We start from the raw sequence: 25,786 nt of genomic DNA, 5'->3' as shown, positions 1-25,786 counted from the left end.
CCGATTCCGCCGCCATCACGCTTGGGCGCCTCAACCATGTCGGCGTCGCGACGCCCTCGATCGAACGCTCGATCGCGCTGTACCGCGATCTGCTCGGCGCGACGCAGATCGGGGAGCCGTTCGACCTGCCCGCGCAAGGCGTGAAGGTCTGCTTCATCGACACGCCCAACACGCAGATCGAGCTGATCGAGCCGTATGACGAGACCTCGCCGATCGCGGGGTTCCTGCGCAAGAACCCGGCGGGCGGGCAGCATCACGTCTGTTTCGAGGTGCCCGACATCCAGGTCGCGGTCGCCGATTTGAAGGCCAAGGGTGCGACCGTGCTCGGGACCCCGCGGATCGGCGCGCATGGCACGCCGATCGTTTTCGTCCATCCCAAGGACATGGGCGGGCTGCTGGTCGAGCTGATGGAGACGCCGGCGCACGGCTAGCGTGGCGCTGGGTTTCGGCGTATGTTCGGACTGTGAACGACCCTAATCCCAGGCTTCAGCCGGTCGATGATGCCATCGGTCCGCTCGACGAGCATGGCCAGCAGATCTGGTCGCCCGAGGCTCAGGCAATGGTCGCCCGCGTGCACGCTGATCCAGACTATTGGGCAGGGATCGAAGACGCGGAGGCCGACATCGCCGCCGGGCGCGTCTACACCACCGATGAAGTCTGGGAGCATCTGGCGGAGACCAAGCGGCGTTGGCGGGCCGAACGCGGCCTGTGAAGGTACGGTGGTCGGCGCGTGCCACTGCCGATGTGCAGCGGCTCTGGCTCTTTGCCGCTGACCGCGACATCGGCCTGGCCGAGCGACTGGAAGATGAGCTTCGCCAACGCGCGGAGCTGCTGGCGGCTTTTCCGAATATGGGGCGTCGTATCAGCGACAACGGGCACCGTGAGATATCGCTGGTGAACCTGCAATGCATCCTCAGATATCGTCTTGCGGATGACGTGATTCTTATCATCCGCGTCCACCACGCCCGCGAAAACAGGGAAACACCATGACCACGATGATCCAGTCCGAACGGCGCGGCGACGTGCTTGTCCTCACGCTCGACCGGCCCGAGCGGCTGAACGCTGCGCCGCCCGCGATGTTCGTCGAATTGCGCGCGGCGCTGGCGTCGCTCGACGGCGCGCGCGCGGTGCTGATCGCCGGGGCGGGGCGCGCTTTCTGCTCGGGGGCCGATGTCGGCGGCGGGGCGCTCGGTAGTGAGGATCCGGGCAATGCGACGTTCGCGGCGCTGACGGAGAGCTACAATCCGACGATGGCGGCGATCGCCGATCTGGCGGTGCCCGTCGTCAGCGCGGTGCGCGGGCCGGCGGCGGGGATCGGCTGCAGCCTCGCGCTCGCCGCCGATTTCTGCGTGGCGAGCGAGACGGCGTATTTCCTCCAGGCGTTCGTCAATATCGGGCTGGTGCCCGATGGCGGCGCGAGCTGGATGCTGCCGCGCCTGATCGGCAAGGCGCGGGCGAGCGAGATGATGCTGCTCGGCGAGAAGGTGCCCGCGGCCAAGGCGCTCGACTGGGGGATGATCCACAGCGTCGTCGCCGACGACGTGCTCGATGCTACGGCGTTCGCGCTGGCCGAGCGGCTCGCGGCGGGGCCGACGGTCGCGATCGGGCTGATGCGCCGCCAGATCCGCAGCGCGTATGAAGGCGATTATGCCGCGGCGATGCTGCAGGAGGCGGAGAACCAGCGCACCGCGCGGGGATCGGCCGATTCGATGGAGGGCGGGATCGCCTTCCTGCAGAAGCGCAAGGCCGCCTTCAAGGGCGCCTGAGGCGCGGCGATCAGCGCAGCGTGACGCCGTAGAGCGCGCGGTGGGTCAGGACCCGCCTCGCATCGCGGGCTTGCCCGGCCACCGCTGCCTCGACGTCGGCAAACGGGGGCGAACACGATCGGATCGGGGGCAGGCGCCTGTGCGGTCACTGGCGCGGCGACCGACAGCAGCGACGTCATGCGCGACCAGATCGCCGGATCGTGTGATCCTCGCGCGCGATGATGATCCCGACGCCCGAGGCTGAAGCGCTCGGCCTGATCGCCGATGGCGAGCCGATCGCGTGCTGCGGATGATCGCGGGACGCGGTACGGAAAAGGCGCGCCCGGCTGGTGAAAGCCGGACGCGCCCCGCCGTGATCGATGCCGTGATCGATGCCGCGCGCGTTACTGCGCGGCGTTCTTGACGTCGCTCTTGCGCATCGCCGAGACGAGCACGTCGCCCGACCCCGAGAAATTGGCCGCAGGAAGCGTGGCGACGCGATTGCCGACGCGGACCAGCACATCGCTCAGCGCGCCGTTCGCGCCTGCGCGGACCGCCTGGACCGTGCCGATCGCGCGCCCTGCAGTGTCGCGGATCGCCATACCGGGCGCGACCGGGAAGGCCCCGGCGCGCGCCGCACCCGATCCCGCCAGCGCGAGGCCGCCGGTCGCGTTGGCGGCATTGCCCATCGTCGATGCCGCGCCAGAGGCCATGCCGTTGGCCGAAGCCCCGACCACATTGACCGCGCCGGTGGTACGCGAGGCTGCGGTGCCTGCCGCGCTCCGGCTGCGATCGGCGATGCTGCGCGTCGCGCCGACCGCACGATCCGCGCGCGAGCGGACCGCGCCGGTCGCCTGGCCCGCGGTGCTGCGGACCGCGTCGGTGCCGACCAGTTGTGCGTCGATGCTGCCGCCGAGCGAAGCACTGCCGCTGCCGCTACCGGTGAGCGAGCGATCGCCGATGCGGTTGGTCGAATCGAGCGCGGAGGCGCTGCTCGTGGTGTTCGAGGCGTTCACCGTGCCCTTGCGCGTATCGACCGTCTTGCTCGTGCGCGTCGAATGCGTGCTGCGCGTGACGCTGTCGGTGCTGAGCGGTCCGCGCTCGAGCGTGCTGCCGAGCATGCCGTTGGTCGAGCCGCTCAGCCCGCCCAATCCGCCCCCCAGCGAACCACCGAGCGCGCCGCCGAGGCCACCGCCGCCACCGCCGCCGAGAAGCTGCGCCGAAGCGGGCGACGCCGCGATGGCGAGGGCAAGCGTTGCAGTGCCAAACAGGGTCTTGATCATGATGAGTCTCCGTTGCTGCTGCAGGGAGAACGGGGCCCGCTTGCGATTTAATCCCGCGCTGTGCGAAAATTATTTCGCGGGTGGCGTGCGACACGTCCCGCAGACCAGCCCGCGGCCATATTTTGGATCGGGCCCGCGCGCGCCAAGATCGACCGCACCGGCATCGACCTGCGCGAGCGCGGCGGGCATCGCGGTGGGATCGAGCGCCGGGTACACGCGCGCGATCGTCGCGGCGACGAGCGGCGCGGCGAACGAGGTGCCGCGCACCGTCATGCTGCGGCCGCCGGTCGCGGCGGCGCGCAAATCGGCGCCGGGCGCGGCATAGTCGAGATGCCGCGCACGCCCCGCCTCGATCAGCACGCGGTTGCGCGCGTCGACGCCGGTCACCGCGATCACGCCGGGATAGGACGCCGGGTAGCTCGGCGGCGCGGCCGGGCCGTCATTGCCCACCGCGGCGACGATCATCAGCCCGCGCGCTTGCGCCGCCGCGACGACGCGGCCGAGCAGCGGGTTGGCCGGGCCGACCAGGCTGATCGTCACGACGGCGACGCGCTGCGCGACCATCCAGCCGAGCGCCTTGGCGATCGCGGTCGCGTTGCCGCCGGCGGGATCGGCGCCATAGACGTCGGCCGAGGCGATCCGCGCGCCGGGCAAGGCACCGCGCACGCTGCCCGATCCGGGGATCCCCGATCCGGCGATCAACGATGCGACCGCGCTGGCATGGTCGTTCGCGCGCGGTGCGCCGGTCGCAAAGCCGCTCGACAGCGCCGCCCCCGCGACGCCACCGTCGATCACCCCGACCAGCGGCCCCGCACCGCGCTCTGCTGGCGCGGCAGCGACAGGCGCGATACCGCTCGCGAAATGCAGCTGGTCCGCGCTGACCTCGGCATCGCCGAGCTGGCGAAGATCGCCGATCGCCGCTTTCAGCGAGCGGTTGGCCGGGACAGCCAGGCGCGCGAAGCCGACGCCGAGAATGTCGCCGCGTTCGAGCAGCCGATAGCCCTTGGCTTGCGCGGCGGCGAGCCAGGCGTCGCTCGGCGCATCGACGACGATCTCTCCGGCGCGTGCCGCGAACCCGTCGGGATCGCGCGCGATCTCGCGCGGATGCTGGCGCACCAGCCGGTCGATCGTCGCGCGGCGGACGTCCTCGAGCCGGTCGATCGCGGTGCCGGGCAGGCGCAGCGCGCTGTCGGCGAGCCCCTCGATCCGCGGTAATGCGCCGACCACCGGCACTTGCGGGAGCAATTGCGCCTGCGCCGCGGCGAGGCCGAGCGGCAGGATCGCCGCGAGCAGGACGATTCGTTTGGGCAAGGCGGATCCCCGTATTGGCCTTTTGGCCTGTGCGTGGATTAAACGGGCGACGCCATCCGTTTCATCCGCTCGAGAAGGAAAACACTATTGGCCGCGTTCGAGGACGATCTGCTGGGACTGCTGCCGCGCTTGCGGCGGTTCGCCCGCGCGCTCGCCCGCGACGCGGCGGATGCCGACGATCTGTGCCAGGTGACGGTCGAGAAGGCGTTGCTGGCGCGGGCGCAGTGGCAGGCGGGCACGAGGATGGATAGCTGGATGTACCGGATCATGCGCAATAGCTGGATCGACACGACGCGCGCGCGAAGCCGCGCGGCGCAGACCTTCGTCGCCGAAGCGGCCGGGCTCGGCGTCGGCAGCGACGGCGGGGGCGAGGCGCGCGTCGCGCTCGGCGAGATCGACCGCGCGATGCAGGCCCTGCCCGACGAACAGCGCGAGGCGGTCGCGCTCGTGCTGGTCGAGGGGCTCGCATATAAGGAGGCGGCAGCCGTGCTCGACATTCCGATGGGAACACTGACCTCGCGGCTGGTGCGCGGGCGCCAGGCGCTGATGGCGCACTTGGGAGAAGCGGCGTGACGGTCGATCCCGAACTTCTGATGGCCTATGCCGATGGGGAGCTCGACCCGCTCAGCGCCAAGCGCGTCGAGCGCGCGATCGCGCAGGATCCGGCGCTCGCCGCGCAAGTCGAGCGCCACCGCGAACTCCGCGCGCGGATTGCGGGCCGCTTTGCGCCGGTCGCCGCGGAAGAAGTGCCCGATCGGCTCGCGGCGCTGATCCGTGCGGCGCCGGTTGCGCTGCCGGTGCGGCGCCCGATCGCGACGCGCTGGCGCGAGGCGATTGCGATGGCGGCGTGCCTGGTGATCGGCGTTTCGGTCGGGCTCGGCTGGGATCGCGGTCCGGTCACGACGCAGGGCGGTTGGCTGTATGCAGCGGGACCGCTCGCGACCGCCCTCGACACGCAATTGGCGTCGGCTGCGGGCGCGGTGCGCGTTCCGGTCAGCTTCAAGGACCAGGCAGGCCGCTATTGCCGCGTCTTCAGCGCGGCCGCGATCGACGGCATCGCCTGCCATGACGCGACAGGCTGGGCGCTGCGCCAGACGCGCAACGGCGCGACCGGCGCGACGACCGAGTACCGACAGGCCGGATCGAGCGACGCGGCGTTGATGGCGGATGCGCAAGCGCTGATGGCAGGCGATCCGCTCGACGCGACCGCCGAGCGCACCGCGCGGGCCGGGGGGTGGCGGTGATGCGTCAGGCGCTGGTGAGTGCGCTCACGCGGTAGCGCGAAGGTATACGCGTTCTTTATGGAAAGCGGCTGACTTCCCTCGGGAATCTTTACGGCGGGATCGATACCGCGCTGGGCATCGACCCCGGCAAAGGATTCCACACGTGCGTTTTTGTATACTAGCGACGCGGGCTCGCGGCGCGCTCGGTCCGCGCCGTCTCGCGCTGGTCGGCGGTGGCGCGCTGCTTTTCGCGTCGTCTGCCGCCTTCGCCGATCCGGCGGCGTCGCCCGGCTTCTCCGGGCCGCTCGCCCCTAATCCGCATCCGATCGCGGTGAATGCCGGACCCTTTGGCGACGTGACGGTCACCGGCCAGGTCAGCGGTCTCGCGATCGCGCAGAGCCATGTCACGAACGTGGCCGGCACCGTGACGTCGGATACGGCGGCCGACATTTCGAACGCGCAGGTCGAGATCCAGACCACCACCGGTCCGCTTCAGCTCTATGTACAGGCCGGCGCCTATTCGCTGCCCGCGCTCGGCACGTCGTACCTTCGGTCGGGCAAGGCGCAGGACCTGCTCTTCGGTCCCGTTCCCGTGGCCTATGCCAAGGCGGTTCTCAGCAAGGATCTGTCGATCACCGCGGGCTTGCTGCCGACCATGGTGGGTGCGGAATCGACCTTCACCTTCCAGAACATGAACGTCGAGCGCGGCCTTCTCTGGAACCAGGAACCCTCGATCAGCCGCGGTGCGCAGGTCAATTACGCGCATGGCAAGCTGAGCGCGGCGGTCTCGCTCAACGACGGCTATTATTCGGGCAAGTTCAACTGGGTCTCGGGGACTGTGGCCTATGCGTTCGACGGCTCGAACACGCTTACGCTGATCGGCGCGGGCAGCGTTTCGCGGTCGCGGCACGCGTCTTATGCAACGCCGCTGGCGCAAAACAACGGCAGCATATTCAATATCATCTACACATACAGCAAGGGGCCGCTCACCCTTACCCCCTATCTCCAATACAACCGGGTCGAGCGCGACGACGCTTTGGGTCTCAACCGCTCGGCAGCGACGTTCGGGGGCGCCCTGCTCGCCAAATATACGCTTGCCAAGGGCTTCTCGCTCGCCGCGCGCGGCGAATATCTGAAGTCTTCGGGAAAGGATTGCGGGCTGGCGAGTGCCTGTGTGCCGACCAACTTGCTTTACGGGCCGCACAGCGATGCCTGGTCGGCAACCTTCACGCCGACCTATCAGAAGGGGATCTTCTTCGCGCGGGGCGAAGTCTCCTATACCCGGATCGGCAAGCTCGAACCCGGTTTGGGCTTCGGGGCCGATGCCAATCGGCGCGATCAGGTTCGCGGCTTGCTCGAAACCGGCTTCCTGTTCTGACGCTCGGGCGCGGGGCGGCCAGCTCCAGGCTGCCGCCCCGCGCACTTTACGCAATCAAGCGATAGCCGATCCCCGGCTCGTTCAGGAGGAAGCTGGGTGCTGCGGGATCGGCTTCGAGTTTTAGCCTGAGCGCGCGGATCGCGACCCTGAGATAGGCGACATCCTCGACATGTCCGTCGCCCCACACGCGACGCAGCAGATGCGTGTGCGTCAGCAGCTTGCCGGCGTGGCGCGCGAGTTCGGCAAGCAGCGCAAACTCCTTGCGCGTCAGTTTGACCGGCGCGCCGTCGCGCCAGACCTGGTGCGCGGCAAGGTCGATCTCGACTGGCCCCGCACGGAGACGGTTCTGACCGACCGAGGACACAGTGTGCCGGCGCAGCGCGACGCGGACGCGGGCGAGCAGTTCGTCGGTGTCGAACGGCTTTACGACATAGTCGTCGGCACCCAGATCGAGCGCCGCGACCTTCTCGGTGATCGCGTCGCGCGCGGTGAGGACGATGACGGTACGCTCGAGCGCCTTGAGATGGGGGATGAGCTCGATCCCGTCGCGATCGGGAAGCCCCAGGTCGAGCAGGACGAGCTCGCAGCCCGGGCGCCGCGCACAGGTGAGCGCCTCGGCGGCGTTGGCGGCCTCTTCCGCGCTCAGCCCGCCGCGCTCGATAGCGCCGCGCACCAGTCGGCGGATCGCCGCTTCGTCGTCGACGATCAAAATCTGGCCGGTCATGGGAGCCGCACCGCGATCAGCTGTCGTCTCATGGGCCTCATTCCGATGTCGTGCGCCGGATCAGGGCATTCGGCCAGGTGACGACGAACGCCGAACCCTCGTCGTCGCGGTTGGCGGCGCTGACGCGCAATCCCATCGCCTGCGCAAAGCCCTGGACGATCGCGAGGCCGAGCCCGGTGCCGCCGGTCCGATCATTGCCGTCGACGCGGGTGAAGCGGTCGAACAGATGCGCCTCGCTGCCGACCGGAAGGCCGGGCCCCTGATCGAGCACGCCAAGCGTCAGCCCGTCGGGCGTGCGGCGGCCCTCGATCACGATGTCGGTATCGGCGGGGGCGAACTTGGCGGCGTTGCCGAGCAGGTTGATGAGGACGTGATGCAGCATCCGCGGATCGGCCTCGACGAGCGGCAGCGTCGGCGGCACGTCGAGCACCAGCCGATGCCGTGCGAGCTCGGCGCGCAAATCGCGCGCGGCGGCGGCGACGGCATCGGTCAGGTCGGTCGCCTCGCGCTTGACGACGAGCGCGCCCGCCTCGATCCGCGTCATCTCGACCAGATCGTCGAACACGCGCCGCAACCGCCGCGCTTCGCTCTTGAGCGTCGCGGTGGCGGGGGAGGTGCCGTGTGCGACCGCGAGTTCGTCGGCGGCGGCGACGACTGCGGTGAGCGGCGTCTTGAGATCATGCCCGATCGACGACAGCAGGGTCGCGCGCAGATCGTCGCGTTGCTTGAGCGCATTGACCTCGCGTGCCTGCGCCTCGAGCTGCAGCCGCTCATGCGCCAGCGCGGCCTGACCGACCAAGGTCGAGAACAGCACGCGCTTGTCGGCGGGGATCGGATCGCCGCCTTCGCGTGCCACGCCGAGCACGCCGAGCACGCCCAAAGCGGTCTTGAGCGGATGGAACTGCCACTCGCTGGCGGTGAGCGTGCCGCTGTCGCGCCCGGTGACCTCGCCGCGGTCGAACGCCCATTCGGCGGCGGCGGTATCGATCGGGCTCAGCTCGACCATCGACGGCGCGGCGGCGATCGCGACATGGCGGCCGTCGCGATTGGCGAGCAGGATCGTCGAGACGCCGAGCAACGCGGCGATCTCCTCGCACGTCGCGGTCGCGGTGCCGTTCTCGTCGGAGACGCCGGCAAGGCGCTGGCCGAATGCGGCGAGCGCGGCATTCTCGGTCGCGGTGCGTGCGCCGACATTGGCCTCGCGCCGGACTTGCCCCGCCAGCTGGCTCGCCACCACCGCGACGATCACGAACACGGTCAGCGTGACGACATTGTGCGGGTCGGTGATCGTCAGCGTGTAGAGCGGCGGCAGGAAGAAGAAATTGTAGGCCAGCGCCGCGCCGACGCTCGCGATCAGCGACGAGCGCAGGCCGTAGAGCGTCGCGGTGGCGATCACCGGGAGCAGATAGAGCAAGTCGATCGCATCGGCCCCGACCACCGGCAGCAGCAACTGCGACAGCGCGGTACTCGCGGCGACGAAGGCGAGGCCGATCGCGCTGCCGCGCGCGAGGATGGGACGCGTCGTCGGCGTTTCGCGGCGCGTCTCGCTGGCCTCCGCGACGGGGACGACGTGGATCGCCACGCCGTCGAGCGCGCGCACCAGCCGGTCGACCACCGAGCCGTGACGCAGCTCGAACCACCACGAGCGCCGCGACTTGCCGATCACCACTGCGGTCGCGCGCGCCTCGCGGATATGCGCGCAGAGCCCTTCGAGTACGTTGCCCGCCGGCACCGTCGCGATCGTCGCGCCGAGCCCGGTGGCGAGGTCGAGCGCAGCGGCCATCCGCGCGCGGGCGGGGGCCGAGAGCGTGGCGGAGCGCGGCGTCTCGACCACGACCGCGGTCCAGCTCGCGTGCAGCGCATCGGCGAGCCGCTTGGCCGAGCGGATCAGCACGTCGCTGCCGGGCTGGTCGCCGACCGCCACGACAAGGCGCTCGCCGCCCGCCCAGGTGCCGCTCTCGCCCAGACTCGCGACATGGTCGAGCAAGTGGCGATCGACGGTCTGCGCGGCGCGGCGCAGCGCGAGTTCGCGAAGCGCCGACAGGTTCGACTTGGAAAAGAAATGGCCGAGCGCGCGCGTCGCTTCGGCCGGGATATAGACCTTGCCTTCTTTCAGCCGCGCGATCAGCTCGTCGGGGGGGACGTCGACGACTTCGATCTCGGCATCGTCGAGCACCGCATCGGGCACCGTCTCGCGCACGCGGACGCGGGTGAAGCCGGCGACGACGTCGTTGAGGCTCTCGACATGCTGGATGTTGAGCGTGCTGAGCACGTCGATCCCGGCCTCGCGCAGCTCCTCGATGTCCTGCCAACGCTTGGGATGGCGGCTACCCGGCGCATTGGTGTGCGCGAATTCGTCGATCAGCGCGACCTTGGGGTGCCGCGCGAGCATCGCGTCGAGATCGAATTCCTCAAGCGTATGCGCGCCATGCTCGAGCTTCGCGCGCGGCAGGATCTCGAACGGGGCGGTGAGCCGGTCGGTGTCGGCGCGGCCGTGCGTCTCGATCACGCCGGCGACGACGTCGGTGCCGCTGCGCAGCAATTCGGCGCCCTCGCGCAGCATCTCGAAGGTCTTGCCGACACCGGGTGCGGCGCCGAGGAAGATCTTGAGGCGGCCACGTCCCTCGCGGCGGGCGGCTTTCAGCAGCGCGTCGGGGGAGGGGCGGGTGTCGGTCATCGCGCGGCCCCTTCCGTCACCCCGGACGTGTTCCGGGGCCCACCGTGCCGCGCGCGCAGCAGCGGCAGCATGCGCGGCACGGTGGACCCCGGGACGAGCCCGGGGTGACGGTAGAAGGGGAGGCGCGTCAGGGTCATTGACCCGGCGTGGTAGCGGAAAGGGTAGCGAGCTGTCGATTGAGCAGCAGGACATTGACGTGGGGTTCGCCGATGATGCCGAGCACCGGCGTGTCGGTCTGCGCTTCGATCAGCGACTTGACCTTGGCGACAGCGAGGCCGCGTGCCTTGGCGACACGTGGGGCTTGCAGCAACGCCGCCTCGGGGCTCAGATCGGGATCGAGCCCCGACGCGCTCGTGGTGACCAGGTCGGCGGGGAGATCCCCGGTCATCCCTTCCGCGCGCGCGCTCGAAACGCGCTTGGCGATGGCATCGCGCAGGTCCTTCGAACCCGGCGCGAGGTTGGTCGCGGCCGACGAACTCGCATCGTAGCCATCCTTGCCGGCGGCAGAGGGACGCGGATGGAAATAGGTCGGACCCGTGAAATTCTGCGCGATCAGCGCGGAGCCGATCGGCTCGCCCTTGGCGTTGCTCAGTACACTGCCATTGGCCTGCACCGGCAGCGCGACTTGCGCGACGCCGGTGATCGCGGCGGGGTAGAGCAGGCCGAGGACGAGCGTCATCAGCAGCAGCAGGACGGCGGCGGGGCGCAGCGCGCGAAGCGTTTCGGTCAACATCTGGAGATCCTCAAGCAAGGTGCAAAGCGGCGACGACGAGGTCGATCGCCTTGATGCCGATGAACGGGGCGATCAGCCCGCCGACGCCGTAAATGGCGAGGTTGCGCGCGAGCAGCGTGCCGGCCGGAGCAGGGCGGTACTTCACGCCCTTGAGCGCGAGCGGCACCAAGGCCGGGATGATGAGCGCGTTAAAGATGATCGCCGACAGGATCGCGCTCTCGGGGCTCGCGAGCCGCATCACGTTCAGCCCGCCCAAGCCCGGATAGAGCGCGACGAAGATCGCCGGCAGGATCGCGAAATATTTGGCGACGTCGTTCGAGATCGAGAAGGTGGTCAGCGCGCCGCGGGTCATGAGGAGCTGCTTGCCGAGACCGACGATCTCGATCAGCTTGGTCGGATCGCTGTCGAGGTCGACCATGTTGCCCGCCTCGCGCGCCGCCTGCGTGCCGGTGTTCATCGCCACGCCGACGTCCGACTGGGCAAGGGCAGGCGCGTCGTTGGTGCCGTCGCCGCACATCGCGACGAGCTTGCCGCCTTCCTGCTCCTTGCGGATCAGCGCGAGCTTGTCCTCGGGCGTCGCCTCGGCGAGGAAATCGTCGACCCCGCTTTCGGCGGCGATGCTCGCGGCGGTGAGCGGGTTGTCGCCGGTGATCATCACCGTGCGGATCCCCATCCGGCGCAGCTCGCCGAACCGCTCGCGGATGCCCGCCTTGACGATGTCCTTGAGCTGGACGACGCCGAGCAGGCGATTGCCGTCTGCGACGGCGAGCGGGGTGGCACCCCCGCGCGCGATCTCGTCGGCGATTTTCCGAAGCGCCTCGCCGTTGGGCGCATCGGGGAGCCGCTTGAGGATCGCGTCGACCGCGCCCTTGACGAGCGAGCGGTCGCCGATCTGGAGACCCGAGACGCGCGTCTGCGAGGTGAATTTGATCTCCTCGGCACCCGCCGGCATCGCGACGGCGGCGCTGCCGTCCTGATTGGCGAGCACGACGATCGAGCGGCCCTCGGGCGTTTCGTCCGACAGGCTGGCGAGGCGCGCGGCTGCGGTCAGTTCTGCGACCGTGACGCCGGGGACGGGGAGGAAGGCCGTCGCCTGGCGATCGCCGATCGTGATCGTGCCCGTCTTGTCGAGCAGCAGCGTGTCGATGTCGCCCGCGGCTTCCACCGCGCGGCCCGACTTGGCGAGCACGTTGAAGCGGACGAGGCGGTCCATGCCTGCGATGCCGATCGCCGAAAGCAAGGCCGAGATCGTCGTCGGGATCAGCGTGACGAACAAGGCAACGAGCACCGGAATGGCGAGCATCCCGCCCGCATAGGAGGCGAACGCCGGCAGCGTGCCGACCGCTATCAGGAAGATCAGCGTCAGGCCGGCCAGCAGGATCGTCAGCGCGATCTCGTTCGGCGTCTTCTGGCGCTGCGCGCCCTCGACCAAGGCGATCATGCGATCGAGAAAGCCCTGGCCAGCGCCTGCGGTCACGCGAACCGTGATCGCATCGGCAATCACGCGCGTCCCCGCGGTGACGGCGGAGCGGTCGCCGCCGCCTTCACGAATGACGGGCGCGCTCTCGCCGGTGATCGCCGCCTCGTTGACCGAGGCCACGCCGGCGATGACTTCGCCGTCGGCGGGGACGAGGTCGCCGGTCTCGACCAGCACTTCGTCGCCGACCTGCAGGCTGGTCGCATCGACCATCTCCCAGGCGCCCGCGACGCCGATCAGCTTCTTGGCGCGGAGTTCGGCCTTGGTGGCGCGGAGCGACGCGGCCTGCGCCTTGCCGCGCCCCTCGGCGAGCGCCTCGGCGACATTGCCGAACAGCACCGTCAGCCACAGCCAGAAGACCAACTGGCCCTCGAACAGCGGGTGGCCAGTGCCGGTGACGAGCCCCTTAACGAGGAGGATCGTTGACAGGCTCGCGACGATTGCCGTCACGAACATCACCGGGGTCTTGATCAGCTTGCGCGGATCGAGCTTGAGGACGGCATCCCGGGCCGCTGCTGCGAGCAGCGGGCCGGTGAAGAGCGAAGCGTTCTGGTTTGCCATGGTACGATGACCTTTTAGAGCACGGTGCCGGCGGCGACCTGCGCCTGGTCCGCAATCGGACCGAGCGCGAGCGACGGCAGGAAGGTGAGGCCACCGACGATCACGATGATCGCCGCGAGCAGGCCGATCCACAGCAGCCCGGTGGTCGGGAACGACCCCGCGCCCTCGGGCACGCGCCGCTTGGCGGCGAGGCCACCGGCGATCGCGAGGACGGGCAGGATCACCCCGAAGCGGCCGACGAACATGTCGAGCGCGAGCAGCAGATTGTAGAACGGCGTGTTGCCGCTGAGCCCGCCGAACGCCGAGCCGTTATTGGCCGCGCCCGAGGTGAAGGCGTAGAGGATCTCGCTGAACCCGTGCGCGCCCTTGGCGGCGGGCCCCGCAAGCCCCGCGCCGGTGATGCACGCCACCGCGGTCAGCCCGAGAATCGCGAGCGGCGGGACGGCGATGGCGATCACGGCGAGCTTCATCTCGCGCGATTCGATCTTCTTGCCGACATATTCGGGCGTGCGGCCGACCATGAGTCCGGCGATGAACACCGCGAGGATGCAGTAGATCAGCACGGCATAGAGCCCCGAGCCGACGCCACCGATCACGAGCTCGCCGAGCTGCATGTTGAACAGCGGCACCAGCCCGCCGATCGCGGTGAAGCTGTCATGCATGCCGATTACCGCGCCGCACGAGCTGGCGGTGGTGACGACCGCAAACAGCGCCGTCGCGGCAATGCCGAAGCGGACTTCTTTGCCCTCCATATTCCCGCCGGCGACGCCGAGTGCGTGATGGATCGGGTTGCCCGCGGCCTCCGCGCCGTACGCGACCGCGACACCGGCGACGAAGAGTAGCATCATGGCGGCGAGGATCGCCCAGCCCTGGCGGACATTGCCGACCGCCTTGCCGAAGGTGAGCGTCAGGCCGGCACCGAGCACGAAGATCGACAGCATCTGGAGGAAGTTGCTGAGCGCGGTCGGGTTCTCGAACGGATGCGCCGAGTTGGCGTTGAAGAAGCCGCCGCCATTGGTGCCGAGCATCTTGATCGCAAGCTGCGAGGCGACCGGGCCGACCGCGATGGTCTGCTTGGCGCCTTCGATCGTCGTCGCGACGACCGACGGGCCGAAGGTCTGTGGCACGCCCAGCACGACATAAACCAGCGCCAGCACGACCGAGATCGGCAGCAGCAGGTACAGCGTGGCGCGCGTCACATCGACCCAGAAATTGCCGATTCCGCTCGCCTGCTTGCGCGCGAACCCGCGGATGAAGGCGAAGGCGACGGCGATGCCGACCGCGGCCGACAGGAAGTTCTGCACCGTCAGGCCCGCCATCTGGCTGAGGTTCGACAGCGCGGATTCCCCGCCGTAATTCTGCCAGTTGGTGTTGGTGACGAAGCTGACCGCGGTGTTGAACGCGAGCAGGCTTTCCATGCCGGTGAAGCCTTGCGGGTTCATCGGCAACACGCCCTGGAGCTTGAGGATCGCGAACAGCAGCGCGATCCCGCCGAGGTTGAACATCATCAGCGAGGCGGCATAGCCGACCCAGCTCTGCTCGGCCTTGGGGTCGATCCCGGCAAGCTTGTAAAAGCCGCGTTCGACAAAGCCCAACGGCAGCGTCTCGCGCGCATACAGGGCGTGCATCCAGGCGCCGGCCGGTTTGGCCAGCGCGACGATCAGCACAACGAAGAGGAGGATCATGCTCCAGCCGGCAAGCGTCATGGTGCCGCGCTCCTCAATACCGCTCGGGCTGTGCGAGCACAGCGAGCAGGTAGATAAGGACTAAGACGGCGACGATGCCGCCGAGGATAAGGTCGAAGGACATGGGGAGCCCGCCTGTTATGGTTTTCAGGCGGTCGCTGTGCGGCGTATCGGCGTTAGCGCGCGCGGTGGAAGACGATCGATTCGCATAAAGACACCGTAAAGTGGCGCGGCGCGCGTGCCGTGATGCGCGCGTGTCGGCGCGGGCGTGTTGCGGATTGACCGCGAACGGCGAATGCGCGCACCTATCGCCGGGGCGACGAACCCGTCGCTTGGAGGGGATCATGAAGACGCTGGCTTTGGTGGCGGTTGCCGCACTTGGGATAGGGATGCCTGCAGCGATCGGCGCCCGGCACACGCACCACCGGGTATCGCCCCCGGCGAAAACGGTATCCGAAGGCGCCCGCGGCGGAATCTTCATCGGGGCGTTCGGCGGAACAACCAATCGCCCCGGGCACCACCGGATGTTCTGGGCGCCGCAACGCTGACGCGTCCGCACGCGCACCGGGTTCGACTGGGACGGGGATCGAGATGAAGACCGACTTGAGGATCACGACGGCGATTGCCGCGGCGTTGCTTGCAGGTGCGTGCAGCCAGCAGAACGACGACGATTGGGGCGAGACCGCGCAACGCGCCACCGCGATCTGTACCGACCGCAACGGGCAGCGTGTCCCCGACGCGAACTGCCAGCAGCAGCGTGTCGCAGGCGGCGGGGGCGGTGGGGCCGCAAACGCCTTCCTGTGGTACTATCTCGCGCGCAGCAGCGTGATCCCGTATTACGGTGATCGCGTTGGGGGCGGGTCGTTTCAACGCAGCGCGAACACGCCCTATTTCCGTGCACCCGCAGCAGCGGCGATGACGCGTGCGACGGCGATTTCACGCGGCGGCTTCGGCGCGTCGGCCAGGGGCTTTGGTGGCGGCCATGGCGGCGCGGGCGAATGATCCGGCGCGACATCGCCGCGCGGCCCGACTGGCGCGCAAGGGTCGAGGCGGACGGGCTGATCTGGCACACCGCGGCCGGCGATCCATATTGGTTCGAAAGCGCCTATTACGCCTTCACCGGCGCGCAGATCGCCGAGCTCGAGGCGAGCACCGCCGAGCTCTACCGCTTGCTGCTGCTCGCCGGCCAGGCGATTGTCGACGACCAGGCCCTGCTCGACCGCTTCGGCATCCCGCGCGCCTTCCACCAGCCGATCCGCGATGCGTGGAATGCCGAACCCCCGGCGCTCAACTATGGCCGTTTCGACCTTGGCTATGACGGCAAGAGCCCGCCCAAGCTGTTCGAGTTCAACTGCGACACGCCGACGTCACTGCTCGAGGCGGCCGTCGTGCAATGGAGCTGGAAGGAGGAGTGCTTCCCGCAGCTCGACCAGTTCACCAGCCTGCACGACATGCTCGTCGCGAAATGGGCCGACATCGCGCCGCTGCTCCCGCCGGGCGTGCTGTTCGCCCATGTCGCCGACAGCGCCGGCGAGGATACGATCACGACGTCGTATCTGCGCGATACCGCCGAGGCGGCCGGGATCGAGACCGGCGCGATCGTGATCGACGACCTCGGCTGGGACAGCGACCGCGCCTGCTTCGTCGATCTGGACGACCAGCCGATCGCAGCGCTGTTCAAGCTGTATCCGTGGGAATGGCTGGTGAACGAAGCGTTCGCGCCGCATCTGGTCAAAAGCCTTGCCGACGGGGTGGTCTGGATCGAGCCGATCTGGAAGATGCTCTGGTCGAACAAGGCGATTCTCACGGTGCTGTGGGACCTGTTCCCCGATCACCCGAACCTGCTCGCGGCGACGATGACGGCGCCGAGCGGCGATGCCGTCGCCAAGCCGCTGCTCGCGCGCGAAGGGGCGAACGTGTCGATCCGCAGGGCCGGCACCGTCGTCGCGCAAACCGACGGCGATTATGGCGACGAAGGATACGTCTATCAGGCGCTATACCCCTTGCCCGAGACGGCGCCCGGTGTGTTTCCGGTCATCGGCAGTTGGGTTGTCGACGGCACACCGGCGGGAATCGGGATTCGCGAGGATGGCTTGATCACGGGCAACACGGCGCGCTTCGTGCCACACGTGATCGAAGGCTGACAGGCCGACAGGCGCCGCCGAGCATCGCGCCTACATAGCCGACGCCTTGCAAATCATGCCCCGGCACCGGGATGACGAACGGGTCCGAGCCGGTCGCGAGGATCAGCGTGTCATCGCGCTCGACGCGGCCCGAGCGTGAGGTTGTCGTTTCCATCGTGCTCCGCACCGAAGATCGTGATGCGATAGCCCGCGGCGGCCCGCCGTTCGGTTACCGATCACGATCAAATGCGCGGTCGTCGTCTCAATATACCCAGTTGAGCGAAAGCCAGAATTTCTTGGTGTCGGTCGCGAAGCGGTCGGCGCGGTAATCGGCATATTTGACGAGCGCGGTGTACCGGCCCTGCTTCACGCTGACCTGCGCATCGACCTCGTTGCCGTAATGCTGGCCGAGCCGATCGCTGTCGAAGCGGTGATAGGCCGCGCTCAGCGCGATCGCGTCGAGCCCGGCTACTTTCTTCCAGCCATAGCTGACCGACCCATAGGCATCGCGCAGGCCGTTGGGCGGCGTGACGAGGAACTTGTCGGCCCAGCCGTTGAACTTGTGGAGCGCGGCGAGCGGCGTCTGGAAGCTGGTGACCGCCACGCCCTGGTCCGCGCCGAGCACTTCATAGCCCCCCGTCAGCGTCAGCGCGGTGACCGCGACGCCGAGTTCGCCGGCATAATAGTCGGCGTGATAGCGGTTGGGATTGCGGTGATAGTCGCTCTGCGAGGCGAAACTCGCCAGGTAGGTGAGCGTCACCGTCTTGCTCAGCGGATAGGCGCCGGCAAAGCGTCCGCCATAGGTCTGGCTCGATTCGACGAACACCGGCGCCTGGTCCTGGTCGACCAGATAGGCAAAGCCGGTCAGCGTGCCGAAGCGGGTCTTGTAGCCGAGATTGGCGAAGACGTTGTCGCCGCCGATATGCCCCAGCCGCGTCGGCCCGAAGCGGTTGCCGCCGTCGATCCCGTAGATCGTGTTGACGGTGTTGGCATAGGTCAGATCGGCCTTGAGGTTCTTGATGCCCGACCATTCGACGCGAACCGCATCGTAGGTCTGCTCGTTCTGGCGCCACGCCGCCGCGCCGACGAAGCGCTGGTCGTCGAGATTGATCACTTGCCGCCCGACGGTGACGACCGTGTGCTGCAGCCCGCGATATTGCAGCTGGAGCCGGTTGAGTTCGATCGTCTGCGGGTCGCTGACCTGGGGAAAGGCGGTCTTGCCGTTGAGCCCGCTATTGTAGCTCGGGTCGATCGCCAGATTGGCTTCGGATTCGGCGAGGAAACTGAAGTCGCTGAGCTTCGCCTCGAAGCCGCTGCGCAGCCGGAGCGTGACGGCATTGGCATCCTTGGTCAGCGGTGCTTGTTCGACATGTTCGTAGCGCAGCTGCGCGTCGATCAGGGGCGTGAAGACGAGGGGGTCTGCAAGAGCTGGGGTCGCCACCAGCCCTCCCAGCGAAAGAAGGGATACCGAGATCGCGCGCATCAAATTCGTGCTCCGTTGGCGGCCGTCCACGTGCCGCGCCAGTGGGTCTTGATGGCAAGGATGCCGACCAAGGCCGGGACCGCTAGCGCGGCAAAGATCAGGAAGCCAGACGAGGCGCTGCCGCTTCATCGCTTGGCAAAGCCGAGCGAGGAAGCGAGGGAGAAGCCGCCGATCCCGCCGCCGAAGCCGCCAAAGCCGGTCATCACGCCGATCTCGCTGCGGAAGCGCTGCGGTTCGAGCCTCGCAATCCCCCATGCCGATGCGGCGCCAAGCTATACGGTTTCGACGACAGGCAACCTGCCGAAAGCGTAGCGCGGTGCCGTAACACGCTGAAAAGGGCGAAGAGGGTGTGGCGTGGATGGCACGCTATACGGCGCTGGTGACCCCTACGAGAATCGAACTCGTGCTTACGCCGTGAGAGGGCGTCGTCCTAACCGCTAGACGAAGGGGCCGCTTGCGCGAAACGGCGCAATACGCATCGGCGCACGCGCCGTCAAGACGGTGCGGTCGAGCCGGGGCAATTCACAGATGAAGCGGAACTTGCCGCGCGGACGGACGTTTTCGTTTCAGATGCGGTTTGAATTTCCGGCTGCAAATAAAGGGGTTCTCCGATGCTTTGGACTATCGTCGTCGTTCTGCTCGTTCTCTGGGCACTCGGGTTTGCCGTGCATATCGGCGGTGGCTTGATCCATCTGCTGCTCGTCATCGCGCTGATCGTCGTCGTCGTCCGCCTCCTGCAGGGCCGCAGCGCGCTTTGACCCCGCGCGGCGCGGGGCGGCTCAGGCCGCCGCGCGCCGCCGTTCGGCCATTTCCTCGTTGAGCATTTCGGCTAGCAGGAACGCGAGCTCGAGCGACTGACCGGCATTCAGCCGTGGGTCGCAATGCGTATGATAGCGGTCCGCCAAGGACTGCTCGGTGACGTCGACCGCACCGCCGGTGCACTCCGTCACATTCTGCCCCGTCATCTCGGCATGGATGCCGCCCGCGATCGAGCCTTCGGCGCGGTGTACCGCGAAGAAGCCGCGCACCTCCGCCAGGATCCGGTCGAACGGCCGCGTCTTGTAACCCGTCGCGGCCTTGACGGTGTTGCCGTGCATCGGGTCGCAGCTCCACACCACCGGATGCCCCTCGCGCAGCACCGCGCGCACCAGCTTGGGCAGGTTGGCCTCAATCTTGTCATGACCGTAGCGCGTGATCAGCGTCATGCGGCCGGGGACGCGGTTGGGGTTGAGCGTGTCGAGCAGGCGCAGCAGCGCGTCGGGCTCGAGGCTCGGGCCGCACTTCATCCCGATCGGATTGCCGATGCCGCGCAGATACTCGACATGCGCCGAGCCTTCGAAGCGCGTGCGGTCGCCGATCCACAGGAAATGCGCCGACGTGTCGTACCAGTCGCCCGTCAGCGAATCCTGCCGCGTCAGCGCCTGTTCGTAGCGCAACAGCAGCGCCTCGTGGCTCGTATAGAATTGCGTCTGCGCGAGTTGTGGCACCGTCTCGGGGCTGATCCCGCACGCTTCCATGAAGTCGAGCGCCTCGCCGATCCGGTCGGCGACATGGCTGTATTTCTCGGCCCACGGGCTGCGGCCCATATAATCGTGCGTCCAGCGATGGACCTGGTGCAAATTGGCGTACCCGCCCGTTGCGAACGCGCGAAGCAGGTTGAGCGTCGCGGCCGATTGCGAATACGCGCGGATCATCCGCTGCGGGTCGTTCTGCCGGCTCTCGGGGGTGAAGGCGATGTCGTTGACGATGTCGCCGCGATAGGATGGCAGCGTCACGTCGCCGATCGTCTCGGTATCGGCCGAGCGCGGCTTGGCGAACTGGCCCGCCATGCGCCCGAGCTTCACCGTCGGCAGCTTCGAGGCGAAGGTGAGCACCACCGCCATCTGCAGGATCACGCGGAAGGTGTCGCGGATATTGTTCGCGCTATGCTCGGCGAACGATTCGGCGCAGTCGCCGCCTTGCAGCAGGAACGCCTTGCCCTCGGCGACACGGCCGAGATCGGCGGTAAGGTTGCGCGCCTCGCCTGCGAAGACGAGCGGCGGGAAGGAGGCGAGCTGGTCGGTCGCGGCGTCGAGCGCGGCAGCGTCGGGATAGGTCGGCATCTGCCGCGCGTCGGCGCGCGTCCAGCTATCGGGGGCCCAGCTGCTCATGTCATTCTCCGTGCGAATCTGTACGTACCAATCGGCGTGGCTGGCGATGGCGTTGGCGGCGATCTGATTGACGACCGGGCCGCTGGCGCGCTTGCCATCCTCTTCCCAGCCCTGGACGGTCGAGCCCGGCGCGCCGTACCACGCCCCGAACGCGGCGCGGGTAAGGCTGCGTTCTTCGCGGAAGCGTTTGATCTTGAGGCCGGCCATCGTCGTCATGGACAGCGCATTACCCAGCCAGGGTAAAAGAGGCAAGGGCGATTTTCCCTGATAGGGTAAATCGTTTTGGGCAGGCCGCACGTGGGCCGAAGGAAAACCTGCGCTGGATTTACGACCGTTTTGGGACTATTGTTTCGAGACCGTTTCGAAGGGGGTCGTTATGCGCCGTCTGATCGTGATCGCGTCCGCAGCTGCGGTGTTGACGGCCAGTTCTGTCCTGGCGCAACGCAAGCCCGCCCCGAAAACCACCAGACCCGCATCGAGCCAGACCGTCACCGGGCCCAAGGCGCGCTATGCGATGGATGTCGGGACGATGACGGGCATCGGCGGGATGGGCGGCATGGGTGGCATGGCCGGTGGCGGCGGCCGACCGAACATCGGCGAGATGATGGCGGGAATGGGCGGGCGTCGCGGCGGCGACCAGCATGAACTCCGCCTGCGTCTCGGATCGACGCTTGCCGCGACGGGCGCGGCGCAGGGCGACCATTATTTCCTCCCGCAAGCGGCGATGGGCGCGTCGGTCCCGCTGCTCGCGCCACAGCGCACCGGCGGGCGCGAGGATGTGCCCGAATCGTTCGAGCGACCCAAGGGGCGCTTGCTGATCTTCTGGGGATGCGGCGCGCATGCGCGGCCGGGCCAGCCGGTCGTGATCGATTTCGCGAAGCTGGCGGCGGGGCAGATGCCGCCCGATTTGTTCAGCGCGCGCGTTCCGGTCGATCGCGGGCCGACGCTCGCCAACAGCCGCAGCTATGCCGAATGGCCCAACCCGCGCTCGGGCCGGCAGCCGCAGGGCGGGTCGCTGCTCGGCGATCACCGCATCCAATCAACCTTTGCGCCGTCGATCAATTTCAACCTCCAGCAGGACTATCTGCAGGGGCTCCACGTCCGCACCGGGGGCGGCCCCGACGGCGCGGTCCAGCTGTCGTGGAACGGGGTGCCGATGGCGACGGGCTATTACGCCTGGATGATGGGGGCGAAGGACGCCGGGCGGCGCGGCAACACCGACACCGGCGACATCGTCTGGTGGTCGTCCTCGACCAGCCGCGAGTTCGGCGGTGCGTTGTGGGACTGGATCAGCCCGGCCATTGCGCAGCGGCTCGTCTCAGATGGTACGTTGCTCGCACCGACGCAGACCAATTGCGTCGTGCCCGCCGAAGTGAAGCAGGCGGCGGGCGAGATGATGTTCGGGACGCTGATCGGCTACGGTCCCGAATCGACCTTCGTCTATCCCGAACGGCCCGCGACCGGGCCGTGGAACCAGGAATGGAGCGCACGCGTGCGCTTCCGCACCTCGGCGACCTTCTTCCCCGGAATGCCCGAAATGGACGACGAATCGGGGAGTGAGCGCTCGAACGGCGACCGTTCGAGCAGCGAACGCCCGCGGAAACGCTGCAAGCCAAGCCTGCTCGGTGCGGTCACCGGGCTTGGCGGCTGTTGAGACGCGCCGTGTGAGGTTGCGCGTCGAGATTCTCGACGTGCCGACGCTCGGTGCCGAAGACTCTGGCGAACCCTAAAGCGTCGCTTCGTGTATTCGAATGCCCCGTCAGCAATGGCGGCGCATTCGTCGTCCTGGCGATCGGCGACGTTAACCTTGGCTGCATCCTGCGTTCAGCCTCGGCGCATCGCGCGATTGCTAGACGATGGCGATCGGCCTCTTGCCGACGAGGAGTTCGCGCATGTTTCGTAAATTGATCCTTCCGGCGTCGCTCGGCCTGACGGCCCTGCTGGCGATCATCCCCGGCGCGGCCTCGGCACAGCGCTACGATGGCTGGAACAGCCAGTCGCAGTATCAGGACGGCTATCACGACCGCGGCGACCGCCGGTATGACGATCGCGGCTATCGCGACGGGGGCTATGCCCGCCAGCGCTGGATCGAGCATCGTCGCTGGCAGGAGCAGGCCCGCCGCCGCCACTGGCAGCGCGAGCGCTTCGAGCATGGCGGCTGGGGCCGCGGTCGCGATTGGCGCAACGACGGCTATTGATCGGCAGGACGGCGCCCGAATGGATCGGGCGCCGTTGTCGCCTCAATAGCCGGCGTCGAGATCGACCACATTTTCCATCGGCCTACCCGCCAGGAACGCATCGAGGTTGCGCAGGAAGAGCGCAGCCGCCCGCTGGAACATCTTGGTCTGGCTGCGGCCCGACAGATGCATCGAATGAATCGTGTTGGGCGCCGACCACAGCGGATGGTCAGCGGGCAACGGCTCGGGCGTGACGGTGTCGAGATAGGCGCCGGCGATCGTCTTTGCGGTGAGCGCGACGATCAGCGCGTCCTGGTCGATCATGTCGCCGCGCGCGATGTTGATCAACCAGGCGCTGGGCTTCATCGCGGCGAGCTCTTCGGCGCCGATCATCGCCTTGGTCGTGTCGGTCGAGGGGGCGGCGAGGATCACCCAGTCATACTCGCCGAGCCGGGCTTTCCACGCATCGGGGGTCAGCGTGCCGTCGCGCCCCGAACGGGTGACGCCAGTCACCGCGACGCCGAACGCGCGCAGCCGCTCGGCGACGAGCGTGCCGATCGCGCCATAGCCGACGATCAGCGCGCGGCTTTCGAACAATTCGATCCGGCCGGGCGCCGAATCGGGCCATTCGTGGCGGTCGGCGATCCGCACCACCTGGTCGAAGCGCTTCGCCGCGGCGAGGATGCCGAGCACGGTGTATTCGGCGACCGCGATCGCGTTGATCCCGGTGCCGTTGGTGACGATCGTCCCGCGCCGCGCCAATGCCGGCAGATCGAGCGAATCGAGTCCGGCGATCGCGGTGAACAGCCATTTGAGCGCGGTGCCCGCGGCGACGGCTTCCTCGGTCAGCCCGTGCGGATAGAGGTCGACCCAGCCGATATCGGCATCGGCCATCGCCGCGGTCGCCTCTTCGCGCGTCATGACCCAGCTGATGTCGAGCCCAGCGGGGAGCTTGGGCTCAAGCAGTGCGCGGGCGAGGGCGGGGAGGACGACTTTCATGGCGAGGCTCCAAATAGGCGCGGTGAGCAGGCACCGTCGCCCTCGATAGCGCAAGAGCGTAGCGCGCACGGGCGAGAAGGGAAGCGGTGCGATCCGCTTGCGGACCGTTTCGCCGTCACCCCGGCGCAGGCCGGGGCCGCCCCGTTGGTCGAACCGACGCGCGCGGTTACGAAGCGGCCCCGGCCTGCGCCGGGGCGACGGGTTCAGAGCGCCAGCTTCCAGTCCCAGCAGAGCGGATCGCCGTCCATCACTTCGACGCCCGCTGCGGCGAGCGCGTCGCGAATCGCATCCGATGCCGCGAAATCCTTTGCCGCACGCGCATCCTTGCGCGCGGCGAGCTGCGCATCGATCGCGGCGTCGTCGAGCGTCGCATCGACCGGGCGGAGCCGCAGCGCCGCACGCTTGAGCGTGACGAGCTCGAGCCCAAGCACCGCATCGAAATCCTCGAGCGCGCGAAGCCGCGTCGCGGGCGACAGCCGCTTGTCGGCGAGCATCTCGTCGAGCGCGATCAGGGCGCGCGGGGTGTTGAGGTCGTCGCTCACCGCGGCGTCGAGCTGCGCGAGATACGGCTCGGGATCGCCCTTGAGCACGTAATCATCGCGCGCGCGCAAGGCGTCGCGCGCGATCACCAGCCGCTTGAGCCGCGTGAAGGCGGCGGCGAGGTTCTCCCAAGTGAATTCCAATTCGCTGCGATACTGCGCCTGGAGGCACATCAGGCGATAGGCGAGCGGATGGACGCCGGCGTCGACCAGCGTCTGCAGGCGGAGGAAGTCGCCGGTCGACTTCGACATCTTCGCGCCGCGGTCCACCAGGAAATTGTTGTGCATCCAGATCCGTGCGCCGCTGTCGTCGCAGCCGCAGAAGGACTGGTTCTGCGCGATCTCGTTGGGATGGTGGATCTCGCGGTGGTCGATTCCCCCGGTGTGGATGTCGAAGGGATGGCCGAGATGCTGGCGGCTCATCACCGAGCATTCGAGATGCCAGCCCGGTGCGCCCGACCCCCACGGCGACTCCCATTCCATCTGGCGCTGCTCGCCCGGCGGCGAGCGCCGCCAGATCGCGAAGTCCTGTGGATGGCGCTTGCCCGAGACGGGATCGATCCGGCTTTCGCCCTCGTCCGAAACCGCACGCGCCAGGCTGCCATAGTTCGGCACGCGCGTCGTATCGAAATAGAGTCCGCCTTCGATCAGGTAGCAGTCCTTTTCGATCGCTTGCGCGAAGGCGATCATCTGCGGGATGTGCTCGGTCGCGACGGTCCACTCGGCGGGCGGATCGATGTTGAGCCGCGCGACGTCGGCCTTGAACGCCTGCGTATAGTGCGCCGCGATCTCCCAGATCGACTTGGCCTCGGCCGCAGCGGCCTTCTCCATCTTGTCGTCGCCGGCATCGGCGTCCGAGGTCAGATGGCCGACGTCGGTGATGTTGATGACATGCTTGGTCGGATACCCCTTCCAGCGCAACACGCGCCCGAGCGTGTCGGCGAACAGGAAGGCGCGCATGTTGCCGATATGCTGATAATTGTAGACCGTCGGCCCGCAGGTGTAGACCCGCACCAGCGCCGGATCGATCGGGACGAACGGCGTCAGGCTGCGCGTGAGGCTGTTGTAGAGCGTGAGCGGGGTTGCGGTCATCCCGCTCGCTTACAGACCGGGCGAGCCCAAAGTCACGTAAAAGGTGACGGATCGCTTGAAAGTTGGGCACCTCCCGTGTAGGGCGCCTGCCTTGCGACGCGGGCCGTGGGTTTGCGGCGGCGCTTTTCTATCGATTCGGAGCTGTTCGGTTTTATGCAAATCATCGTACGCGACAACAATGTCGACCAGGCGCTGCGCGCGCTCAAGAAGAAGCTGCAGCGCGAGGGCGTCTATCGCGAGATGAAGCTGCGCCGGCATTACGAAAAGCCGAGCGAGAAGCGCGCCCGCGAGCGTGCCGCTGCGGTTCGTCGCGCGCGCAAGCTCGAGCGCAAGCGCATGGAACGCGACGGCGCACGGTAAGACGATAAAGCGGGCCGTCGCGCCCGCTTTGCCTGCCTCAAGTCCGTAAAGACCTCACGACCCCCG

The 25,786-nt window shown here is 68.1% G+C and carries 26 protein-coding genes, 1 tRNA gene and 1 pseudogene; 14 read left to right on the top strand and 14 right to left on the bottom strand.

Annotated features, from left to right (window positions below; genetic code table 11):
- The first annotated feature begins 14 nt into the window (after positions 1-14).
- From mce to IE187_RS09390, 4 genes are read left to right on the top strand one after another with little or no spacing between them, the layout of a single operon-like run.
- On the top strand, positions 15-431 hold the full coding sequence (gene mce / locus IE187_RS09405; RefSeq protein ID WP_133192191.1) for a methylmalonyl-CoA epimerase: 417 nt from the start codon (positions 15-17) through the stop codon (positions 429-431).
- Positions 432-463: 32 nt separating this feature from the next.
- On the top strand, positions 464-712 hold the full coding sequence (locus IE187_RS09400) for a hypothetical protein (protein ID WP_189676008.1): 249 nt from the start codon (positions 464-466) through the stop codon (positions 710-712).
- Complete coding sequence (locus IE187_RS09395) at positions 709-990, top strand: type II toxin-antitoxin system RelE/ParE family toxin (RefSeq protein ID WP_165954564.1); 282 nt, start codon at positions 709-711, stop codon at positions 988-990. Before IE187_RS09400 ends, IE187_RS09395 begins: the two co-directional genes overlap by 4 nt.
- On the top strand, positions 987-1,766 hold the full coding sequence (locus tag IE187_RS09390; protein WP_189676007.1) for an enoyl-CoA hydratase-related protein: 780 nt from the start codon (positions 987-989) through the stop codon (positions 1,764-1,766). Before IE187_RS09395 ends, IE187_RS09390 begins: the two co-directional genes overlap by 4 nt.
- A gap of 383 nt (positions 1,767-2,149) precedes the next feature.
- Here the strand turns inward: IE187_RS09390 and IE187_RS09385 are convergent, their stop codons facing one another.
- Positions 2,150-3,028: a hypothetical protein gene (locus IE187_RS09385; RefSeq protein WP_189676006.1), complete on the bottom strand. Its 879-nt coding sequence runs from the start codon at positions 3,026-3,028 to the stop codon at positions 2,150-2,152.
- Positions 3,029-3,097: 69 nt separating this feature from the next.
- On the bottom strand, positions 3,098-4,339 hold the full coding sequence (locus IE187_RS09380) for a S8 family serine peptidase (RefSeq protein WP_229839322.1): 1,242 nt from the start codon (positions 4,337-4,339) through the stop codon (positions 3,098-3,100).
- An 87-nt stretch (positions 4,340-4,426) separates the two neighbouring features.
- Between IE187_RS09380 and IE187_RS09375 the strand changes: the two genes are divergently transcribed.
- The 3 genes from IE187_RS09375 to IE187_RS09365 all read left to right on the top strand — a co-directional run bounded on the left by IE187_RS09375 (position 4,427) and on the right by IE187_RS09365 (position 6,940).
- Entirely contained in the window at positions 4,427-4,912 is a 486-nt protein-coding gene (locus tag IE187_RS09375; protein ID WP_189676005.1) for a sigma-70 family RNA polymerase sigma factor, read from the top strand.
- On the top strand, positions 4,909-5,583 hold the full coding sequence (locus tag IE187_RS09370) for an anti-sigma factor family protein (protein WP_229839321.1): 675 nt from the start codon (positions 4,909-4,911) through the stop codon (positions 5,581-5,583). The genes IE187_RS09375 and IE187_RS09370 overlap by 4 nt, the downstream gene beginning before the upstream one ends.
- Before the next feature lie 142 nt (positions 5,584-5,725).
- Positions 5,726-6,940 (top strand): outer membrane beta-barrel protein, encoded by a 1,215-nt coding sequence (locus IE187_RS09365; protein WP_229839320.1) that lies wholly within the window; start codon positions 5,726-5,728, stop codon positions 6,938-6,940.
- Positions 6,941-6,986: 46 nt separating this feature from the next.
- Here the strand turns inward: IE187_RS09365 and IE187_RS09360 are convergent, their stop codons facing one another.
- The 6 genes from IE187_RS09360 to IE187_RS09335 form a co-directional block, all read right to left on the bottom strand.
- Complete coding sequence (locus IE187_RS09360) at positions 6,987-7,664, bottom strand: response regulator (RefSeq protein ID WP_189676004.1); 678 nt, start codon at positions 7,662-7,664, stop codon at positions 6,987-6,989.
- A 37-nt stretch (positions 7,665-7,701) separates the two neighbouring features.
- Positions 7,702-10,341: a DUF4118 domain-containing protein gene (locus IE187_RS09355; protein WP_189676003.1), complete on the bottom strand. Its 2,640-nt coding sequence runs from the start codon at positions 10,339-10,341 to the stop codon at positions 7,702-7,704.
- Positions 10,342-10,474: 133 nt separating this feature from the next.
- A complete protein-coding gene (kdpC, locus tag IE187_RS09350) occupies positions 10,475-11,074 on the bottom strand; it encodes a potassium-transporting ATPase subunit KdpC (protein ID WP_189676002.1) in 600 nt (199 codons plus the stop codon).
- 10 nt (positions 11,075-11,084) lie between these two features.
- Positions 11,085-13,112, bottom strand: coding sequence for a potassium-transporting ATPase subunit KdpB (kdpB, locus tag IE187_RS09345; RefSeq protein ID WP_189676001.1), 2,028 nt, complete (start codon positions 13,110-13,112; stop codon positions 11,085-11,087).
- Between the two features lie 14 nt (positions 13,113-13,126).
- Positions 13,127-14,818 carry a potassium-transporting ATPase subunit KdpA gene (gene kdpA, locus IE187_RS09340; RefSeq protein WP_189676000.1) on the bottom strand — a complete coding sequence of 564 codons (1,692 nt, stop codon included), beginning with the start codon at positions 14,816-14,818 and terminating at the stop codon, positions 13,127-13,129.
- 13 nt (positions 14,819-14,831) lie between these two features.
- Positions 14,832-14,921 carry a potassium-transporting ATPase subunit F gene (locus IE187_RS09335; protein ID WP_081476845.1) on the bottom strand — a complete coding sequence of 30 codons (90 nt, stop codon included), beginning with the start codon at positions 14,919-14,921 and terminating at the stop codon, positions 14,832-14,834.
- Between the two features lie 220 nt (positions 14,922-15,141).
- Between IE187_RS09335 and IE187_RS09330 the strand changes: the two genes are divergently transcribed.
- Genes IE187_RS09330 through IE187_RS09320 form a run of 3 tightly spaced genes read left to right on the top strand, consistent with a single transcriptional unit; the run spans position 15,142 to position 16,941 of the window.
- On the top strand, positions 15,142-15,345 hold the full coding sequence (locus IE187_RS09330; protein ID WP_189675999.1) for a hypothetical protein: 204 nt from the start codon (positions 15,142-15,144) through the stop codon (positions 15,343-15,345).
- Positions 15,346-15,388: 43 nt separating this feature from the next.
- The gene (locus IE187_RS09325) at positions 15,389-15,799 is read left to right on the top strand and encodes a hypothetical protein (RefSeq protein ID WP_189675998.1); all 411 of its coding nucleotides are present in this window, start codon (positions 15,389-15,391) and stop codon (positions 15,797-15,799) included.
- Positions 15,796-16,941, top strand: coding sequence for a glutathionylspermidine synthase family protein (locus IE187_RS09320; RefSeq protein WP_189675997.1), 1,146 nt, complete (start codon positions 15,796-15,798; stop codon positions 16,939-16,941). Before IE187_RS09325 ends, IE187_RS09320 begins: the two co-directional genes overlap by 4 nt.
- Before the next feature lie 241 nt (positions 16,942-17,182).
- On the opposite strand, the gene IE187_RS09315 is transcribed toward IE187_RS09320, so the two are convergent.
- The 3 genes and pseudogenes from IE187_RS09315 to IE187_RS09305 form a co-directional block, all read right to left on the bottom strand.
- Entirely contained in the window at positions 17,183-18,403 is a 1,221-nt protein-coding gene (locus IE187_RS09315; protein ID WP_189675996.1) for an alginate export family protein, read from the bottom strand.
- A pseudogene (locus IE187_RS21310) lies at positions 18,403-18,651 on the bottom strand (MFS transporter); the annotation flags it as partial. The pseudogene IE187_RS21310 and the gene IE187_RS09315, both read right to left, overlap by 1 nt.
- Before the next feature lie 129 nt (positions 18,652-18,780).
- Positions 18,781-18,855, bottom strand: a tRNA-Glu gene (locus IE187_RS09305).
- Between the two features lie 159 nt (positions 18,856-19,014).
- On the opposite strand from IE187_RS09305, the gene IE187_RS09300 reads away from it, so the two are divergent.
- Positions 19,015-19,161, top strand: a complete 147-nt coding sequence (locus IE187_RS09300; protein ID WP_010407531.1) for a lmo0937 family membrane protein — start codon at positions 19,015-19,017, stop codon at positions 19,159-19,161.
- A 21-nt stretch (positions 19,162-19,182) separates the two neighbouring features.
- Here the strand turns inward: IE187_RS09300 and IE187_RS09295 are convergent, their stop codons facing one another.
- The gene (locus IE187_RS09295; RefSeq protein WP_189675994.1) at positions 19,183-20,769 is read right to left on the bottom strand and encodes a class II 3-deoxy-7-phosphoheptulonate synthase; all 1,587 of its coding nucleotides are present in this window, start codon (positions 20,767-20,769) and stop codon (positions 19,183-19,185) included.
- 160 nt (positions 20,770-20,929) lie between these two features.
- Between IE187_RS09295 and IE187_RS09290 the strand changes: the two genes are divergently transcribed.
- Both IE187_RS09290 and IE187_RS09285 read left to right on the top strand, forming a co-directional pair.
- The gene (locus IE187_RS09290; protein ID WP_189675993.1) at positions 20,930-22,207 is read left to right on the top strand and encodes a hypothetical protein; all 1,278 of its coding nucleotides are present in this window, start codon (positions 20,930-20,932) and stop codon (positions 22,205-22,207) included.
- Positions 22,208-22,445: 238 nt separating this feature from the next.
- Entirely contained in the window at positions 22,446-22,751 is a 306-nt protein-coding gene (locus IE187_RS09285; RefSeq protein WP_189675992.1) for a hypothetical protein, read from the top strand.
- Positions 22,752-22,793: 42 nt separating this feature from the next.
- Here the strand turns inward: IE187_RS09285 and IE187_RS09280 are convergent, their stop codons facing one another.
- On the bottom strand, positions 22,794-23,729 hold the full coding sequence (locus IE187_RS09280; protein ID WP_189675991.1) for a D-2-hydroxyacid dehydrogenase: 936 nt from the start codon (positions 23,727-23,729) through the stop codon (positions 22,794-22,796).
- Between the two features lie 203 nt (positions 23,730-23,932).
- A complete protein-coding gene (gene cysS / locus IE187_RS09275) occupies positions 23,933-25,360 on the bottom strand; it encodes a cysteine--tRNA ligase (protein WP_189675990.1) in 1,428 nt (475 codons plus the stop codon).
- Between the two features lie 153 nt (positions 25,361-25,513).
- Here cysS and rpsU point away from each other — a divergent pair, with 153 nt between their 5' ends.
- Complete coding sequence (gene rpsU / locus IE187_RS09270) at positions 25,514-25,720, top strand: 30S ribosomal protein S21 (protein WP_010162663.1); 207 nt, start codon at positions 25,514-25,516, stop codon at positions 25,718-25,720.
- Positions 25,721-25,786 lie beyond the last annotated feature (66 nt).

Source organism: Sphingomonas glacialis, from assembly GCF_014653575.1.
GTDB classification, from domain to species: Bacteria; Pseudomonadota; Alphaproteobacteria; order Sphingomonadales; family Sphingomonadaceae; genus Sphingomonas; species Sphingomonas glacialis.
The sequence above is the reverse complement of the archived record's forward strand: the minus strand, read 5'-3'. Positions and strand labels throughout refer to the sequence as shown.